Annotated in this window: 17 protein-coding genes and 1 riboswitch; of the genes, 6 read left to right on the top strand and 11 right to left on the bottom strand. The window is 66.7% G+C overall.

Translation table 11 applies throughout. The annotated features are described in order from the left end of the window. Positions 1-211: hypothetical protein (locus tag ABS73_RS02335; RefSeq protein ID WP_286693387.1), on the top strand; the 211-nt coding region annotated here is incomplete at its 5' end. A gap of 38 nt (positions 212-249) precedes the next feature. Further along, positions 250-368: riboswitch (TPP riboswitch) on the top strand. Positions 369-459: 91 nt separating this feature from the next. Further along, a complete protein-coding gene (thiC, locus tag ABS73_RS02330) occupies positions 460-2,277 on the top strand; it encodes a phosphomethylpyrimidine synthase ThiC (protein WP_286693386.1) in 1,818 nt (605 codons plus the stop codon). Between the two features lie 369 nt (positions 2,278-2,646). On the opposite strand, the gene ABS73_RS02325 is transcribed toward thiC, so the two are convergent. From ABS73_RS02325 to ABS73_RS02285, 9 genes are all read right to left on the bottom strand, one after another. Beyond that, positions 2,647-4,902, bottom strand: coding sequence for an IS110 family RNA-guided transposase (locus ABS73_RS02325; RefSeq protein WP_286693385.1), 2,256 nt, complete (start codon positions 4,900-4,902; stop codon positions 2,647-2,649). Positions 4,903-4,917: 15 nt separating this feature from the next. Further along, positions 4,918-5,268, bottom strand: a complete 351-nt coding sequence (locus ABS73_RS02320) for a hypothetical protein (RefSeq protein WP_286693384.1) — start codon at positions 5,266-5,268, stop codon at positions 4,918-4,920. Positions 5,269-5,391: 123 nt separating this feature from the next. Further along, positions 5,392-6,078, bottom strand: a complete 687-nt coding sequence (locus ABS73_RS02315; protein ID WP_277023352.1) for an ABC transporter ATP-binding protein — start codon at positions 6,076-6,078, stop codon at positions 5,392-5,394. Next, the gene (locus ABS73_RS02310; RefSeq protein ID WP_277023354.1) at positions 6,078-6,818 is read right to left on the bottom strand and encodes an ABC transporter ATP-binding protein; all 741 of its coding nucleotides are present in this window, start codon (positions 6,816-6,818) and stop codon (positions 6,078-6,080) included. The genes ABS73_RS02315 and ABS73_RS02310 overlap by 1 nt, the downstream gene beginning before the upstream one ends. Further along, on the bottom strand, positions 6,815-7,759 hold the full coding sequence (locus ABS73_RS02305) for a branched-chain amino acid ABC transporter permease (protein ID WP_277023356.1): 945 nt from the start codon (positions 7,757-7,759) through the stop codon (positions 6,815-6,817). Before ABS73_RS02305 ends, ABS73_RS02310 begins: the two co-directional genes overlap by 4 nt. Continuing rightward, positions 7,756-8,673, bottom strand: a complete 918-nt coding sequence (locus ABS73_RS02300; RefSeq protein ID WP_277023358.1) for a branched-chain amino acid ABC transporter permease — start codon at positions 8,671-8,673, stop codon at positions 7,756-7,758. The genes ABS73_RS02305 and ABS73_RS02300 overlap by 4 nt, the downstream gene beginning before the upstream one ends. Positions 8,674-8,677: 4 nt before the next feature. Continuing rightward, the gene (locus ABS73_RS02295; RefSeq protein WP_277023360.1) at positions 8,678-9,841 is read right to left on the bottom strand and encodes an ABC transporter substrate-binding protein; all 1,164 of its coding nucleotides are present in this window, start codon (positions 9,839-9,841) and stop codon (positions 8,678-8,680) included. A gap of 156 nt (positions 9,842-9,997) precedes the next feature. Then, positions 9,998-10,738 carry a MipA/OmpV family protein gene (locus tag ABS73_RS02290; protein ID WP_277023361.1) on the bottom strand — a complete coding sequence of 247 codons (741 nt, stop codon included), beginning with the start codon at positions 10,736-10,738 and terminating at the stop codon, positions 9,998-10,000. A gap of 1,230 nt (positions 10,739-11,968) precedes the next feature. Beyond that, entirely contained in the window at positions 11,969-13,831 is a 1,863-nt protein-coding gene (locus tag ABS73_RS02285) for an ABC-F family ATP-binding cassette domain-containing protein (protein WP_277023362.1), read from the bottom strand. Between the two features lie 100 nt (positions 13,832-13,931). Here ABS73_RS02285 and ABS73_RS02280 point away from each other — a divergent pair, with 100 nt between their 5' ends. From ABS73_RS02280 to ABS73_RS02265, 4 genes are all read left to right on the top strand, one after another. Next, positions 13,932-15,164, top strand: a complete 1,233-nt coding sequence (locus ABS73_RS02280) for a GTP-binding protein (RefSeq protein WP_277023364.1) — start codon at positions 13,932-13,934, stop codon at positions 15,162-15,164. Next, on the top strand, positions 15,161-15,781 hold the full coding sequence (locus ABS73_RS02275) for a DUF1826 domain-containing protein (protein WP_277023366.1): 621 nt from the start codon (positions 15,161-15,163) through the stop codon (positions 15,779-15,781). Before ABS73_RS02280 ends, ABS73_RS02275 begins: the two co-directional genes overlap by 4 nt. Beyond that, entirely contained in the window at positions 15,775-16,035 is a 261-nt protein-coding gene (locus ABS73_RS02270; RefSeq protein WP_277023368.1) for a DUF6525 family protein, read from the top strand. Before ABS73_RS02275 ends, ABS73_RS02270 begins: the two co-directional genes overlap by 7 nt. Before the next feature lie 94 nt (positions 16,036-16,129). Further along, the gene (locus ABS73_RS02265) at positions 16,130-17,107 is read left to right on the top strand and encodes a zinc-binding dehydrogenase (RefSeq protein WP_277023370.1); all 978 of its coding nucleotides are present in this window, start codon (positions 16,130-16,132) and stop codon (positions 17,105-17,107) included. A gap of 24 nt (positions 17,108-17,131) precedes the next feature. Here ABS73_RS02265 and ABS73_RS02260 read toward each other — a convergent pair whose 3' ends face one another. Further along, positions 17,132-17,488, bottom strand: coding sequence for a YigZ family protein (locus ABS73_RS02260; RefSeq protein WP_277023372.1), 357 nt, complete (start codon positions 17,486-17,488; stop codon positions 17,132-17,134). Further along, complete coding sequence (locus tag ABS73_RS02255; protein WP_136855624.1) at positions 17,488-17,904, bottom strand: Fur family transcriptional regulator; 417 nt, start codon at positions 17,902-17,904, stop codon at positions 17,488-17,490. The genes ABS73_RS02260 and ABS73_RS02255 overlap by 1 nt, the downstream gene beginning before the upstream one ends. Between the last annotated feature and the right edge of the window lie 82 nt (positions 17,905-17,986).

Below are 17,986 nucleotides of genomic sequence, written 5' to 3'. Positions count from 1 at the left end.
GTTCCTTGACAACGGTTCGATCTGTCAACCTAAAACACTATATTTCCTGGACTACCTCATCAGGTCGATAATATGGCTCTCTGGACATCGAGAGGCGCCTCGATCTGCGTTTTTGGCACCTTACGGCGGCTGGCAGTGGCTAGAGAAGGCCATAGGATTCACGCTTGGCATGGCGAGCCTGAGCTGCATCGGCAGTGCACGCGGTTTCTGAGTGGCCATTGACATCGATCGGTGCGGCAGGCAGTTTCACGGCTCCACCAGGGGGGTTCCGACAAGGAGCTGAGATACTGCTGGCCGCAAGGTAGCGCAGGGACCCAATGAACCTGATCCAGTTCACACTGGCGTAGGGACGGTGCGGATGCTGCGGCGGCCGGTCTTGGCGGTGTTTTTTTTGCAGCATTCCTTCCCCCTTCCAGATCGTGCTGGGTCTCCGACGCTTTGCAAAGCAAGGAGCCTGACATGACGTCCAAGCCTGCCCCCACCGTGACCACTGGTCCGCTGCCCGCGTCCACAAAGGTTTTCAAGCCGGGCATCCTGTTTCCCGATTTGCGCGTGCCGATGCGTGAGATCGCGCTGCACCCGAGTGCAAAAGAGCCGCCTGTCACAGTTTACGATTGTTCCGGCTCCTACACCGATCCGCAGGTAGAGATTGCCATCGAGCGGGGCTTGCCCCGCCTACGCGAAAGTTGGTTGACGGCGCGCGGTGATACCGAGGCCTATATGGGACGGCACGTGCAGCCTGCAGACAACGGCTTCGTGTCCGCCGACCGGTTGACGCCTGTCTTTCCGGCGCTGCACCCCCCGAGGCGCGCGGAGCCCGGTAAGGCCGTCAGCCAGATCGCCTATGCCCGCGCCGGGATCGTGACCCCGGAGATGGAGTTTGTCGCGATCCGAGAAAATCTGGGCCGTGCAGCCATTCGGGAGAAGATGACCCGTGATGGCGAAAGTTTCGGAGCCTCGCTGCCCGATTATGTGACCCCGGAATTCGTTCGCGACGAAGTGGCCCGCGGACGCGCAGTCATTCCCGCCAACATCAACCACCCCGAGCTGGAGCCGATGGCCATCGGCCGGAACTTCCTTGTGAAGATCAACGCCAATATCGGCAACTCGGCCGTCACCTCCTCCATGGCGGAAGAGGTGGAAAAAATGGTCTGGGCGATCCGTTGGGGTGCCGATACGGTGATGGACCTGTCCACCGGGCGCAACATCCACAACATTCGCGAATGGATCATCCGCAACGCGCCTGTCCCGATTGGGACCGTGCCGATCTACCAGGCTCTGGAGAAGGCCGGCGGCGTGGCCGAGGATCTGACATGGGAAATCTTCCGCGACACACTGATCGAACAGGCGGAGCAGGGAGTGGACTATTTCACCATCCATGCCGGGGTCAGGCTGCGGCATATCCCACTGACGGTGGATCGCGTGACAGGCATCGTCAGCCGGGGCGGCTCGATCATGGCGAAGTGGTGCCTGCATCACCACCGCGAGAGCTTTCTTTACGAGCATTTCGAGGAGATCTGCGAGATCGCCCGAACATATGACGTCACGTTCAGCCTAGGCGACGGGTTGCGGCCGGGGTCCATCGCCGATGCTAATGATGCAGCACAGTTTGCCGAACTGGAGACGTTGGGCGAGCTGACCCAGATCGCGTGGAAGCACGACTGCCAGGTCATGATCGAGGGCCCCGGCCATGTGCCGATGCACAAGATCAAGGAGAACATGGACAAGCAGCTGGAGATCTGCGGCGAAGCGCCATTTTATACCCTTGGACCACTGACCACCGACATTGCGCCGGGCTACGATCACATCACGTCCGGCATCGGGGCGGCCATGATCGGCTGGTTTGGTACCGCGATGCTGTGCTACGTCACTCCGAAGGAACATCTGGGCTTGCCCGACCGCGACGACGTGAAGACTGGGGTCATCACTTATAAGATTGCGGCCCACGCCGCCGACCTTGCCAAAGGGCATCCGGCGGCGAAGATCCGGGACGATGCGTTGTCCCGGGCCCGCTTCGAGTTTCGGTGGGAGGACCAGTTCAATCTATCTCTGGACCCGGACACCGCGCGCTCCTTCCACGACCAGACCCTGCCGAAAGAAGCGCACAAGGTGGCGCATTTCTGTTCGATGTGCGGGCCGAAGTTCTGCTCCATGAAGATCAGCCACGACATCCGCGAGGAGGCGCGGGCCCAGGCCGGCATGGACGGAATGGCCGAGAAGTATCGCGACGGCGGCGATCTCTACATTCCTATGAAAGAGGGTGCTGCGGTTCCATAAGCGGCGGAACGGATAGAGGCGCTGGCTCTGTATCCGGTGCCTCACAAAATGACAGCCTTGGCTGGAAATGGGCCGCGAGGCCAACGTCCCTGGCCGGTGATCGTCCGCTCTTGGCTCAACTTACTGAATGCCCATACCGGACCGGCTCGCGCATTGCTGCGTGAGAGAATTTGCTATGATCACCGCCGGGCACATGGTTCCTTACGAGGTCGGCAACAGCCGCCGCAACATGGGCTTCGGTAGGGAGCCGCCTCATTGTCACTCCGCGTGATCGGGTCACAACGATCGCTACGAGGTCGGCGTCCCAACGTCCCGGCAGGGACTATCCGCCGAAGCGGATCCTGTTCGGCCAGAAGGGCAGGGGCTAGATCATGCCGTCCTTTCCTTCTGGCCGTATTTGAATTCCGTGCCGCCAACCCAGATGGCGTGCATGATGATTGCAAGCTTCCTAGCGACGGCGACAGCCGCGCGCTTGAACCCGCTGCGCTTGTAGAGCCGCAGGCCCCAAGCCTTCAGCGCCGACCAGCTGGCGGTCTTGGTGAGAACCACGGTCGCCGCCTGATACAGGTAGGATCGCATCATCCGATCCGGCGCATGCCCTATGCCCGCCGACCAACTGGCCTCCCCGGACTGGCGCACCCGGGGTGAAAGCCCAAGATATGGCCCAAGCTTGTTGGAGGAGGAAAACCGCGTCGGATCGTCCACGGCCGTCATGAATGTCAGAGCGACGAGATAACCGATGCCTGGAACGGTCATGATACGTCGGGCATCCGGATCGGAGGCGGCAATGTTCTTCAGCGCGTCTTCATAAGCCGTGATCTGAGCGACCAGAGCGTCGTGCACCGCCAGAAGCAGGGTGAGCAGGGGGCCAAACTGTGGATTTTCCTGGATGATCTCACGCACGATGGCCGGAAACGTGCGGGTCGCGGTGCTGCCCGTGAACAGGCCGAAAGACTTCACGACCCCCCGCATCTGGTTGAGCACGTCCTTGCGGGACAGGCGTAACTGATAGCGGGCAGACAGAAGCGACCGGACATACTGGGTCTGAGGGCTGCGGACATTGGCTTCCTTGAACCAGCCGATCCGCATGAGTTCCGCCAGCCCTCGGGCGTCGTTCTTGTCGGTCTTGTTCCTGCGCATGGAAAGCGCACGGTTCGCGTGCCGCGCATCCATGCAGATGACCGGCAATCCCCGTGCGCGCAACGCACGCCACAACCACGGCATCGTCGCACCCGTTTCCATGCCGACGCGCTGGCAGTTTGGTGCCTTCTCTTGAATGATGCGGGTCAAGGCGTCGGGGTCCGATGCCACGGCACCCTGAAACAGGCGCTTTCCATCCTGATCCTGTGACAGGCGTCTGCTGGTCCATTCCACCCTCCATTGCGACAGGTCCACATGCACCATCCTATGAAGGCTGGGCGATGAACCGTTGTCACCCCATGTCATCGCGACGTCCCGCGCATCCTCGATGCCGGGCAGCTGCGCGCCGTTCTGGGCCGAAAAGATCCGGCCCAGCCAGCTGTCGCCCAGGGTGTGGCCCAGCCCATAGACGGTGTTGCCCGCCGTCAGCGTGCCCGCCCCCGCCGCGCCGTAGAGCCGCTGGATCGCGATGATGTCGGCCGGCATCAGCGTCGCCGCAAAGGCATAGGAGGCGTGGATGTTCGGATTTTCGGTCTGCGAAAAATAGGACATGACCGAGGCCTGCCAGCTGTCATTGGCAAAGCGCGCGTCGCCCGGAAAGGTTCCGCTGCCATTATAGGGGCCCATATGGCCCAGTCCCAGGGCATGCCCGATCTCGTGCATGTAGGTCTGGAAGGTATAGGTGCCGACGCGGCTGCCCTCGGTCTGGAGCCAGCCGCGGTCGATGTTCACCACCGAGGACACAACCCGCCCGTCCGCGGTCAGGGTCGAGCTGGCATAGGCACCGCGGTCATTCTCCGTAAAGCGGATGTCGGCGCGGGTGGTCGTCTCGCGGAACTGCAAATCGGCCACGGCGGACCAGGCCTGCAGGGCTGCGCGCGCCATCACCTGCCCCGCCTGGCCCAGACCGGACAGATCGACGGTGATGATGTTGTCGGCCCTGACGTCATAGGCCCGCGCGGGCTGGCCCTGATCGGCCCAATATCCCCGGGTCAGATAGGTCGCCATCGCGTCCATCGAGCCGGGTCGGAGGGGCTGCACGATCTCGGCGGTCAGCTGATAGCTGCCGGTGCTGTTCAGGAACCCGTTCGCGCTGAGAAAGTAGGTGCCGGACTGGGTCGCGGTGAAGACCATGCGGCTGTTCAGCGAGCCGCCAAAGTCATCATTCCGGGCCAAAAACCCGCCCTGCGGGCTGTAAAGCTCCAGAAGCGGATCGAAAAGCGCCGCGCCACCGGCGCCGCGCAGCTCGAACACATAGCTGCGGCCCGCCTCCAGGCGGATGCCGACCCAGTCCTCGTCCCCGCTCCAACCGATGGTGCCGAGGAAGGAATCGCCCACGCCCATCCGATAGACCGTGCCCGGACGCGGGGCCGCATCGCTGGTTTCGCGGATCACGGCGCGCAGGGACTCGATGCCCGTCCCGGTCAGGCCGGACAGCGCGCAGGAGGGGTCAAAAGGGCGGATGGCCGCGCAAATGGTGCACATGGCTGGGGTTCCTTCTCAGTCTGGCAGCCCATGGCGCAGCAGGTCGCGGGCAAAGTTGCGGTAATCGGTGGGCGTCAGGTCGCGGTCGCTGACGTTGAAATCAAGGCGCTGGCCGGGACGGTCGCCCTGGGGTCCGGTCAGGTCCAGCCGCGCCGACAGCGATGCAGGGCCGGTTGCCAGCACGGTCAGGCGCATCGCCCGGTCCGGCCCCTCGGCGCGCAGCGCATCGCACAGCGCCGCGGCAGCGCGGGCATCGGCGCCCGGTTCAGCGGCGCATTCGATCAGCGCGGGCATGGCAGGGCCCGATCCGGCCTCGATCCGGCAGGCCGCCAGCAGCAGCGCGCTGACCGCCAGTCCAAGGGCCAAGAGACGCGCAGAATGCCGCATGAAAACCGTGACCCGACCATGATGAAACACCGCCCGCGCAAGGCGGAATAAAACCTGATCATATCGGCGGGTAACCGCTCGGTAAAAATTTTTGCCGCAGCCTCAGACGCCCAGATGCCGTTCGGCCACAGTTTGATCGTTCAAAGGCTGTCCATTGTCGCCCGACCAAACGGTGCGGCCCTTTTCGATCACCACATGGCGGTCCGCGAACCGCGTCAGCGCCGACAGGTTCTTGTCCACGATCAGGATCGCCTCGCCCTGATCCTTCAGGCGGGTCAGGCAGGACCAGATCTCGTCGCGGATCAGGGGGGCCAGGCCCTCGGTCGCCTCGTCCAGCACGATCAGGCGCGGGTTGGTCATCAGCGCCCGGCCGATGGCCAGCATCTGCTGCTCTCCGCCCGACAGCTCGCTGCCCTTGTGGCCCATCCGTTCGGCCAGGCGCGGGAACAGGTCCAGCACGCGGGTCTGCGTCCAGTGGCCGGGGCGCGCGGTGGCCAGCAGGTTCTCGCGCACGTCCAGCGTGGGAAACACCTGCCGCCCCTCGGGGACCAGACCCAGACCCGCCCGCGCGATGCGGTGCGGCGCGGCCCGCGTCATGTCGCGCCCGTCGATGGTGACGCGGCCCCCGCGCGCGGGCAGCAGGCCGAATATCGTGCTGATCGTCGTCGTCTTGCCCATGCCGTTGCGGCCCAGCAGGGTCACCACCTGCCCCTGCCCGACCTGCAGGTGGATGTCGTGCAGCACCCGCGCCTCGCCATATCCGGCCTGCAGCCCCTCGACGACCAGCATCACGCATCCCCCAGATAGGCGGCGCGCACGGCCGGGTCGGCGCGGATTTCGGCCGGCGTGCCGGTCGCGATGATCCGTCCATAGACCAGCACGCTGACCCGGTCGGCCAACGCAAAGACCGCGTCCATGTCATGTTCGATCAACACCAGCGTCACCTGCCCCTTGAGGCCAGCCATGACCTGAACCAGCCGCTCGGCCTCGGCGCCGCTGGTCCCGGCCAACGGCTCGTCCAGCAGCAGCAGGCGCGGCTGCGTGGCCAGGGCGATCGCCAGCTCCAGCGCGCGTTTCTCTCCGTGCGACAGGCTGCCTGCGCGGGTCTGCGCGCGATCCGACAGCCCGACCTGCGCCAGCGCCGCCATCGCCTGTTCGTTCAGATCGGCATCCCGCGCGACGGGCGCAAAGAAACGGAAGCTGCTGCCCGCGCACGCCTGCACTGCCGTGGAAACATTTTCCAGAACCGAAAACCCCGGCAGGATCGAGGTGATCTGAAAGCTGCGCGACATGCCCGCCCTAACCCGCGCGGGCATCGGCCTGCCCATCATCTGGGCCCCCGCGAACAGGACCGATCCCGCAACCGACCCCGCTTGCCCCGACAGTTGCGCGATCAGCGTGGATTTGCCGGCCCCGTTCGGACCGATGATGGCGTGGAGTTCCCCTTCGGTGACCTCCAGGTTCAGATCGTCGGTGACCTTCAGCGCGCCATAGGATTTGCGCAATCCGCGCACGGACAAGAGGCTCATTTCCCGCGCCCCCTGAACAGCCCGGTCAGCCCGTCGCGCGAGAACAGCACCACCAGGATCAAGAGCGCGCCGAAGATCAGCCGCCAATGTTCGGTGAACAGCGCCAGCCATTCCTCCAGCAGCAGGGCCAGCGTGGCCCCGGCGATGGCGCCCAGCAGGTTGCCGATGCCGCCGAGGACGACCATCACCACCAGCTCTCCCGAGCGGTGCCAGTTCATGTAGGCGGGCGAGACATAGCTGGCCTGGTTGGCCAGGATCACCCCCGCGATGGCCGTCATCGCGCCCGAAATGACAAAGGCCGTCAGCTGGAACCGGAACGGAGTGAACCCCACCGCCTGCATCCGCAGCGGGTTTTCCCGCGCCCCGGTCAGCACCCGGCCGAACCGCGACCCGGTGATCGCCACACACAGCAGGTACAGCCCCACCAGCATCGCCAGCGCCGCGTAATACAGCACCCTGTCGTCGCGCAGCCAGTCCTGCCCCAGCACGGTGGACCGCGCGGCCAGCGTCACCCCGTCATCGCCGCCATAGGCCGACAGCGACACGAAGAAGAAATAGGCCATCTGCGCAAAGGCCAGCGTGATCATGATGAAATAGATACCCCGCGTGCGCAGGCTGATCGCCCCCGTCACCAGCGCGAAGGCCGACCCCGCGACCACCGCCGCGCCCAGATGCGCGCCCAGATCGGTGATGCCCGCGCGCGACAGGATCGCGACCGCATAGGCGCCGATGCCCAGATAGGCCGCGTGGCCGAAACTGACCATGCCGCCATAGCCCAGGATCAGGTCCAGCGCCAAGGCCGCCATGGCGAAGGCCAGGATGCGCGTCGCCACCACCACCAGATAGGGATCGCCCGTCATGGCCGCGATCAGCGGCAGGGCCGCGAAACCGCCGAATATCAGCCATGCCGCAACCCGGCGGCGCATCAGCCAGCGGGTCATGGGCGCGCTCCGAACAGGCCCTGCGGCCTGGCGGCCAGGATCGCGGCCATCAGGACATAGACCAGCATCGGCGCCAGCACGCGCCCGGTCTGGGCGGCGGCGGACGGCTCCATCACCGCGCGCAGGATGATCGGGCCGAAGCTGCGGCCAAGCGTGTCGACGATCCCCACCAGCAGCGCGCCCGCGAACGCGCCCTTGACCGAGCCGATGCCGCCGATGACGATTACCACGAAGGCCAGGATCAGCACGCTTTCCCCCATGCCCGGATCGACCGACAGGATCGGCGCGACCATCGCCCCCGCGAACCCCGCCAGCATCGCACCAAAGGCGAAGATCACCGTGAACAGCCGCCCGATATCGACGCCAAGCGCGCCGACCATCGCCCGGTTGCTGGCCCCTGCCCGCAGGCGCATGCCGATGCGGGTCCGCGTGATGACCAGCCACAGCCCCACCGCGACCGCCAACCCCGCCCCGATCACCACCAGCCGGAACACCGGATAGCGCAGCGCGCCCACCAGCGGCACCGACCCCGACAGCGCGTCGGGCGGCAGGATCGACAGCGGCGACTGGCCCCAGATGATCTTGACCAGTTCCGTCACCACCATGACCAGCCCAAATGTCGCCAGCACCTGATCCAGATGCGGCCGGTCATAAAGGCGGCGAAAGATCAGCGCCTCCAGCACCAGCCCGATGGCCAGCGTCGCGGGAAGCGTCAGCAGCAGCCCCAGCCCGTAGCTGCCGGTCATGCCCGCGAACATCACCACCAGATAGGCGCCGACCATGTAGATCACGCCATGCGCCAGGTTCACGAAATCCATGATCCCGAAGACCAGGGTCAGCCCGGCGGCGATCAGGAACAGCAGGACCCCCAGCTGCACCCCTTTCAGCAGCTGCAGCAGGAACAGGCTGGTCATCGGCTCAGTTCATCTGGCAGTTGGCGGCGTAATTGTCCTGATAATCGTCAAAGATCTTCTCGACGATCGAGGTGGCGAACTTGCCGTCCTCGCGCTGCACGACCGTGGTCAGGTAGAAATCCTGGATCGGGAAGTGGTTGGGCCCAAAGCTGAAATCACCGCGCACCGAGGTGAAGGGCGCCCCCTCCAGCGCCGCGATCAGCGCGTCGCGGTCCGTGCCGCCCGCCTCGCGCAGCGCGCCGTCGATCAGGCGGGCCGCGTCATAGCCCTGCATCGCATAGACGCCCGGCACATGACCGTATTTCGCCTCATAGGCCGCGACGAAGGCGGCGTTTTCCGGCGTGTCCAGATCGGGCGCCCAGTTCGACCCGGCAAAAAAGCCCAAGGCCGCCTCGGCCTGCGCGGGCAGGGTCGCCTCGTCCACGGTGAAGGCCGACAGGAAGGGAATGCCCTCCAGCCCCGCTTGGCGATACTGGCGCACCAGGTTTACGCCCATGCCGCCCGGCATGAAGGCGAAGACCGCATCGGGTTGCATCGCGGCGATCTGGGCCAGTTCGGCGGAATAGTCCAGCTGGCCCATCTGGGTGAAAATCTCTCCGGCGACGCCGCCAGTATAGCTTTTCTTGAACCCCGCTAGCGCATCCTGTCCGGCCTGATAGTTCGGGGCCAGCAGGAAGACGTTCTGGAACCCCTGCGCCTGCGCATGGGCGCCCATCACCTCGTGCATCTGGTCGTTCTGATAGGAGGTCGCGAAGAAGGCCGGTTTGCAATCGGCCCCGGCCAGGTTCGACGGGCCGGCATTCGGGCTGATCAGGATGCCGCCGCCCTGCGTCACCGGCTGCACGATGGCGCCCGCGATGTTGGAAAAGATCGGCCCGACCACGATGTCGGCGCCGTTGCGCTCGACCAGTTCGCGGGCCTTGTTGGCGGCGACGTCGGGTTTCTGTTCGTCATCGACGACGATGATGCGGGTTTCCATGCCGCCCATCTCGCCGATCTCCTCGGCGGCCAGCAGGAAGCCGTCGCGCGCCATCTCTCCCAGCACGGCGCCGGGGCCGGACAGGGTCAGCAGCACGCCCACGGTCAGCGTATCGTCCTGCGCCATGGCCGGAGCGGCAAGGGCGGTCGTTGCGGCAAGTGCCGCGATCAGCGAACGGGTCTGGGTCATGATGCGGTCTTTCCCTGTTGGTCGCGGCCCGGTTCCGGTGCCTTGACACCAGAACGCAACAGGCGGGCGCGACCTGTCAAGAAATTATTTCAGGCTTAAAACATTCCGCATCAAAAAAGGGCCGCGCAGCGCACGACCCCCTGCCATCCGGCCCGATCAGAAGCCGAACGAGAACCGGCGCGTCACGCCAAGGCGCAGCGAGGGCTGGTATTCATCCTGCACCACCGGCGAATCGGCCGCGTCGCCGATCAGCTTGCCATAGCGCACCTCGCCCAGCAGGGCGGTCGTGTCGCTGAGGGCATAGCGCGCCTCGAAGGTCAGGGCGGCCTCGTTCACGCCGCCGCCGGGCGCGGTGGCGGGCAGGCCGCTGGATGCGCTTTCAGCGGCCGTCACGCCGAAATAGGTGTCGTTGTAATCGGCATTGCCATAGCCCACCTCGACCCCGGACCACAGGGTGACGCGGTCGCTGAGTTCGGTGCGATACTTGGCGCCCAGCTCTCCGGTGACGCCCTCATGGCCGTCGAAACCGCGGCGCAGGCTGCCATAGGCGCGCACGGGACCGGCCCCGTAATTCACCCGCAGGCCCAGCTCATAGGCGCGGTCGATATCGTCCAGCCCGGTCAGCGCCGCGTCATCGGCGCTGTCGCGCGAACCGACGGTGCCAAAGGACGGCGCGATCGAGAATCCCTGCGCGGGGGCCTGACCGACCGGGCCAAAGCCCGCATTGCGCCAGATGATCCAGGGAGAGACCTCGGCCTCCTCCGCACCGGGATAGGTGGGGCCAAGCGATGCCCCCAGACCCAGATCAACCGAGAACGCCCGCCCCCCGCTGAGACCGAAATCCTGCGCGGACAAGGGTGTGGCGAACAGCAGGGCAAGGGCCAGGGCATATTTCATCGGGCGAATCCGGCAAGAGGGCGTTGCGGCACTCTAAGGGCAGCGGCCCGCCCGCGACAACCTGCGGCAGAGACGCCGCCGCAGGACCGGGCATTTTCGCCACAGCGCGGGCTTTGCCCCTTTGTACGTTCCGGCTGCTGCTCATAGGTCTCCGCCCTGTCGGGTCGGCTTGTGGACCGGGGCCATGATGGGGTGACGCACGCGCCCTGGTGTCGTTAGCGGAGAGGTCGATGACGGTCCGATGGTCTCTCGCCCTCTGGGGGCAGGTCGCGTTCCATGCGGTTCTCTCTTTCGCGACCTCGGTGATGGCCGCGAAAGCGTCAGACTGCTTGCGCCGCCATGTCTTTGTCTCGTGCAGTCTCAAACCTTGCGCCGTGGCGCAGGATGCTCCGGGCACGTTTGTTGGCCAGCGCAATGGCGGCCTTGTGCCCAGCATGCGCTCCACGGCGTCCGACCGCCACCCTTCGAAGCTGACATCGGGCCACCGGTGTGGGCGCATCAGGATGTTCCGCGCCGCCCAAACCAGTGGCATCAGTAAGTGGCGACTGCCCCGCTTGGTGATCCCCCCGGAACTGTCCGCCACCCGGGCTGACCTGTTGCGGCACCAGCCCTGACCCTGGCCGCAGGGTCCCGTCCGCGGTCGAAGGCCTTGCCTTTGCCGATGGCGAGCATCGCGGTCGAGATCAACTGGCCCATGCCGGAATCGTCATGATCCAGGCGCAGTTCTCTTTGCTGCGGCTGACCTCCAGTTCTCGTCAGTGATCCGGTCGATCGTCGCCCTGCGCCGCGACACGAGCCTGGCCCGCCCCCGGTGCAGCGCCCGAAGGTCGAGCTGATCGTTCTATGGGCAGGGACCGCGGATTCGGCTGCAGCGTCGCTTCCACATTGGCCTCGGCACCGTGGGAGTCGTTCTTCTGGGCCGTGCTGAACGGCCTGACATGGCTGGCGGGGATCATCCTCGGCTCAAGGCCGAGCCGACGCAGGGCCTGCCTGAATGCTGAGCGCGCATCGCGGCGGGCTGCTGAACACCTCCGGACGTGCAAAACGTCTGATCGTCCTGCGCAGAACGACCTGGCGTGAACGGTCGAAACCTATCCGATGAAACGTCCTTGCCGATATCGACACCTATGACCGCACGGCCATAGGGCTGCTTGTCCCTGATGCACGGTTGATCCCGGTTCAGGGCAACCCAACGGTCAGGGGAAGCAGCCGGGATATCCCGTTAGAGGATCAGCCCTTCTCGGCGGCGTCCAGCTTTTCCAGCGCGGCCATCCACAGCTCTTCGGCGAAGGCCAGGGCGCGCACGGCCTCGGCCCGCTTCTTGCCCCATTTCTCGGCCTCGTAGGGGTCGTTATACAGACCCGGATCGGCCAGCTTGACGTCCAGCTTGCCCATCATCTCGGTCAGCTTCTGGACGCGTTCCTCGGACTTGCGCACATCGGACCGCAGCGCCAGCACGGCATCGCGCGACGGTTTCTTGGGTGCCGCGGGCTTGGGCTCGGGCGTGGTGGCCCCGGCCTTTTCAGCAGGCGCATCGCCCGACAGCAGGAACTTGCGGTAATCGTCCAGATCGCCCTCATAGGGGGCGACGGCGCCATCCTTGACCAGCCACAGCCGGTCCGCGACCAGCCCCAGCAGGTGCATGTCGTGGCTGACCAGCACGACCGCGCCGGTGTAATCGTTCAGCGCCTCGGACAGGGCCTCGCGGCTTTCGATGTCCAGGTGGTTCGTCGGCTCGTCCAGGATCAGCAGATGCGGCGCGTCGATTGTGGCCAGCAGCAGCGACAGGCGCGCCTTCTGGCCGCCCGACAGCTGACCGACCTTGGTCTCGGCCTGCGCCTCCATCAGGCCGAACCCTGCCAGGCGGGCGCGCTGCTTGGCCTGCCCCTCGTTCGGGCGCACGGACCGGATATGGTCCAGCGGCGTCTCATCCAGATGCAGCTCATCGACCTGATGCTGGGCGAAATAGCCCACGCGCAGCTTGGAGGACCGGGTGATCTTGCCCGCCATCGTGCCCAGGCGTTCCGCCAGAAGCTTGGACAGCGTCGATTTGCCCTGCCCGTTGCGGCCCAGCAGGGCGATGCGGTCGTCCTGGTCGATGCGCAGGGCCAGCTTTTTCAGCACCGCACGGTCGTCATAGCCGACCGACACCCCCTCCATCGCGACGATGGGGGGCGACATCTCCTCGGGCTGGGGGAAGGTAAAGCGGAAGAACTTGGCCTCCTCGGGGGCGGTGATCGGCTCCATCTTGGCCAGCGCCTTGACGCGGGCCTGGGCCTGACGGGCCTTGGAGGCCTTGGCGCCGAAGCGGTCGACAAAGCTTTGCAGATGCGCGCGGCGGTCGGCCTGCTTCCTGGCCTCGGCAGCCTGCAGGGCGCGTTTCTCGGCACGGATACGCGTGAAGCTGTCATAGCCGCCGGTATACAGCGTCAGCTTCTTGTCCTCGAGATGCAGGATATGGCCGACGGCGCGGTTCAACAGGCCGCGGTCGTGGCTGATGATGATGACCGTATGCGGATAGCGGGCCAGATAGCCCTCCAGCCACAGCGCGCCCTCAAGGTCCAGATAGTTGGTCGGCTCGTCCAGCAGCAGCAGGTCGGGCTGCGCGAACAGCACCCCCGCCAGCGCCACGCGCATCCGCCAGCCGCCCGAAAAATCGCTGGTCGGACGCGCCTGATCGGCGGTGTCAAAGCCCAGCCCGTCCAGGATCGTCGCGGCGCGGGCCTCGGCGGACCAGGCGTCGATATCAGTCAGGCGGTTCTGGATGTCGGCGATGCGATGCGGGTCGGTGGCGGTCGTGGCCTCGGCCAGCAGGGCTGCGCGTTCCTGGTCGGCATCCAGCACGGTGTCCAGCACCGACCGACCGGTGGCTGCCGATTCCTGCGCCACGCCGCCGATCCGGGCGCGGGTCGGCAGGCTGATCGCGCCGCCGTCCAGTGCCAGCTCTCCGCGGATCAGCTTGAACAGCGTGGTCTTGCCCGCGCCATTGGGACCGACGAGGCCGATCTTGTGGCCTTCGGGAACAGAGGCAGAGGCACCGACGAACAGCGGGCGACCCTGAATGGAATACGAGATGTCATCGATATGCAGCATGGGGCGCGGCATGGCGCAAAGCCCGCCGGGCGTCAATGGCCCCTCTTGCATCGCGTTATGTGATACTATTACACTAACGGAACAAATTCGGAGAGACGCCATGAGCCAAGACCCCCGCCTTCCCGTCACCGTGCTGTCCGGCTTTCTGGGCGCGGGCAAGACGACGCTGCTGAACGCGGTGCTGAACAACCGCGAGGGGCTGCGCGTCGCGGTCATCGTGAACGACATGTCCGAGGTCAACATCGACGCCGATCTGGTCCATGCGGGCCTGTCCGACACCGGCGCCGGCCTGTCGCGCACCGACGAGACCCTGGTCGAGATGTCGAACGGCTGCATCTGCTGCACGCTGCGCGAGGATCTGCTGATCGAGGTCCGCAAGCTGGCCCTGGCCGGTCGGTTCGACCACCTGCTGATCGAATCGACCGGCATCAGCGAACCCCTGCCCGTCGCCACCACCTTTGAATTCGCCGATGAGGACGGCGCCAGCCTGTCGGACGTGGCCCGGCTGGACACGATGGTCACGGTCGTCGATGCGGTGAACCTGACGGCCGATTTCTCCAGCCACGATTTTCTCTCCGACCGCGGCGAGGTCATGGGAGAGGGCGACGCCCGCACCCTGGTCGATCTGCTGACCGACCAGATGGAATTCGCCGATGTGATCGTGCTGAACAAATGCTCGGACGCCGGCCCCGCCCGCGTGGATGCCGCGCGCAAGATCATCCGCGCCCTGAACGCCGATGCCCGCATCATCGAGACCGATCACAGCCGCGTCGCGCCGCGCGACATCCTGAACACGGGCCTCTTCGATTTCGACCGCGCCCATACCCATCCGATGTGGGCCAAGGAGCTGTATGGCCATGCCGACCACACCCCCGAGACCGAGGAGTACGGCGTCACCAGCTTTGTCTATCGCGCCCGCCTGCCCTTCGAGCCGCGCAAGATCCATGAGCTGCTGAACGGCCCCCTGCCCGGCGTGATCCGGGCCAAGGGGCATTTCTGGGTCGCCACGCGCCCCGATTGGGTGGTCGAATTCTCTCTGGCCGGGGCGCTGTCCTCGGTCCGGCCGCTTGGGCAGTGGTGGGCCTCGGTCCCGCGCGACCGCTGGCCGACGCACCCCGAGGGCCGCGCCTATCTGGACGCGCATTGGTCCGAACCCTATGGCGACCGGCGGCAGGAGCTGGTCTTCATCGGCACCGGCATGGATGAGGACCGCCTTCGCGCCCGCCTGGACGCCTGCCTGCTGGGCGAGGAATGGGGCGACAACCCGGCGGGCTGGGCGCAGCTTGCCGACCCGTTCCCCGCATGGCGGCGTGCCGAAAGCGTTGCGGCATGAACCAGCACACAGCCCTGCGCCCCGCCACCGCGATGAACAGCGGCCATGACCCGCGCATCCTGGGCACCATCGCCCTGCCCGGCGTGGCGGTAGCCCTGTGGCACCCTGCGCCCGACCCGGACCGGCAGGCGTGGCTGGACGCGCTGCCCGCCGACCGGCTGCCGCGCCTGCGTCAGGCGATGCGCCCGCAGGACGCGCCCGCCGCGCTGCGGGCGGCCTGCGACGCGGCATCCCTGCCCGACAGCCCGCAGCGGCGCGCCCTGATCGGGCACATCGCGACGCTGACTGATCTGGCAGCACAGCATCTGGACGCGCTGATGGTCACCCTGCGGGTCGAGGTCACGGACGGGCAGTCCTGCCCGAAATGGCATCTGGATGCGGTGCGCGCACGGCTGCTCTGCACGCTGCGCGGGGCGGGCACGCAATTCGGCCCCGCCACGGGGCCCGCGCAGGTGGACCGCCATCAGCAGATGCCGACCGGGTCCGTCGCCCTGTTCCGGGGCCGCGGATGGGGGGCCCAGCCTGCGGGCATCCTGCACCGCTCTCCGCCCGCGATCGCCGGTCAGACGCGGCTGCTGGTGGTGGTCGATCCGGTGGACGAGGCCGCGTCATGCTGAGCGCACGCAGCGGCAATCTGGGCCGCACCGCGCAGCGCACGCGCCGCCGCACGCGCGACCCGATGGCGGCCTATGACGCGCTGCCCCCGGCGCTGCGCGGGTGGCTGGCCCGCGCGGCGCTGCCCTGGTCGCCCGCATCCTGCCTGCGCATCTGGCAGCGGATGCAGGCGCAAGGCGCCCCCACCGCGCAGATCCTGGCCACCCTGGACCGGGCCGAGGCCCGCGCCCTGATGCGCGAGGCGCAGGCCGCCTGACGCAGGGTCACCCTGGGCACCCCCTCCCGCCGCCTCTGGCAGGAGGGGCGGGCGACCCTTAGGTCGGGGGTCGAACAACCCGAAAGGATACCCCATGCGCAGCGTCATCCATGACCGCTTTGGCGAACCCGCAGACGTGCTGCAGGCGGCCGCCACCGACCGTCCCGCCCCGCAGGACGGCGAGGTGCTGATCCGCGTGATCCTGTCCCCCATCCACAACCACGACCTGTGGACCATCCGCGGCACCTACGGCACCCGCCCCGACCTGCCGGCCACCGCCGGCAGCGAGGCCGTGGGCATCGTCGAGGAGACCGGCCCCGGCGTCGACCCCGCCCTCAAGGGCCGCCGCGTGGCGGCAGCCGGGCTCAAGGGGTCCTGGGCCGAATATGCCACCGCCCACGCGGCAGGCGTGATCCCCGTGCCCGACGACATGCCCGACGCGGCGGCCGCCCAGCTGATCGCCATGCCCTTCAGCGCCATCACCCTGCTGGAGTTCCTGCATGTGTCGCGCGGTGACTGGGTCATCCAGACCGCCGCGAACGGTGCCGTGGGCAAGATCATGGCCGTGCTGGCGCAGTCGCGCGGCGTGCGCCTGCTGAACCTGGTCCGCCGCCCCGAGGCCGTGGCCGAGCTGACCGCGATGGGCATGACCGACGTCATCTCGACCAACGACCCGGACTGGATCGCGCAGGCCCGCGCCATCGTCGGCAAGGACGGCGCCCGCGCGGCGGTCGATTCGGTCGGCGGCGCGGTCGCGGCCGGGCTGATCGACCTGCTGGGCACCGAGGGCCTGCTGGTCACCTTCGGCTCGACCACCGGAGAGGATCTGCAGCTGCCCGCCGGTCCGATCATCTTCAAGCACCTGTCCATCAAGGGGTTCTGGGGCGCCAGGGTGATGCCCGCGACGCCGCCTGCCGACCGCCAGCGCATGTTCGGCGAACTGATCGGCCTGGTGATGGAGGGCAAGCTGGACCTGCCCGCAGGCGGCACCTTCGGCCTGGATGAACCCACCGCCGCGATGACCGCCGCCCTGACGCCGGGCCGCACCGGCAAGGTGATGTTCAAGCCCTGACCAGACGGTTGACCCCTTGAGGGGTCAGCCCGCCCCCGTCACGCGCAGGTAGTGGCGCACCGCATCGGCGACATGCCGGAACCGGTCCCCGCCCAGATGCTTACCGCCATACCAGCGCGTGACGATGACCGCATGATCCTGCAGACCCGCGCGTTCCAGCATCTGCAGGATCAGCTGGCCCGCGCCGGCTTCGCCGTCGTCATCCTTGACGCCCTCTCCGCCCAGGATCGCGGCCCAGCTGTGGTGGGTGGCCTTTTGGAACCGCTTGACCCGCGTCAGCTCGGCCAGCATCGCGGCCACCGCCGCCCGGTTGGCGGCAGGCCCGCCCGACACCGCATAGCGCGACCCGCGATCGCTGATGATCTTGTCGAACACCTGCATCAGCGCCGCCGCACATACAGCTCCAGCCGGTGATGGACGATGTCATAGCCCATCTCGGCGGCGATCTCAGCCTGCAGACGCTCGATGCGCTCATCGGTGAACTCGATCACCGCGCCGCTGTCCATGTCGATCATGTGGTCGTGGTGATGCTGATCGGCGGCCTCCCACCTTGCGGGCTCTCCCTGGAATTCCAGCTTGTCGATCACGCCCTGCGCCTGCAGCGTGGTCAGCGTGCGATAGACGGTGGCCAGCGACACCCCCGCCCCGGCGGTCACCGCGCGGGCATGCAGCTCTGCCGCGTCGGGGTGATCCTCGGCCGCGGCGATCACCCGCAACAGCGCCGATCGCTGGCGCGTGACCCGGACGCCCGCATCCCGCAGCGCCTGTTCCAACCTGTTCGCACGCCGATCCGTCATGGCGGTTATTCTGCCGCAGCCCCCGCCCAGTTGCAACTGGTTCTCAGCTGTTGACAGTTGCGAACGGTTCGCAGATAAACGC

This window comes from Paracoccus sp. SCN 68-21, from assembly GCF_001724535.1.
In the GTDB taxonomy this organism is placed as follows: Bacteria; Pseudomonadota; Alphaproteobacteria; order Rhodobacterales; family Rhodobacteraceae; genus Paracoccus; species Paracoccus hibiscisoli.
Note: the sequence above shows the minus strand (reverse complement) of the source record. Positions and strands in the feature narration are given on the sequence as shown.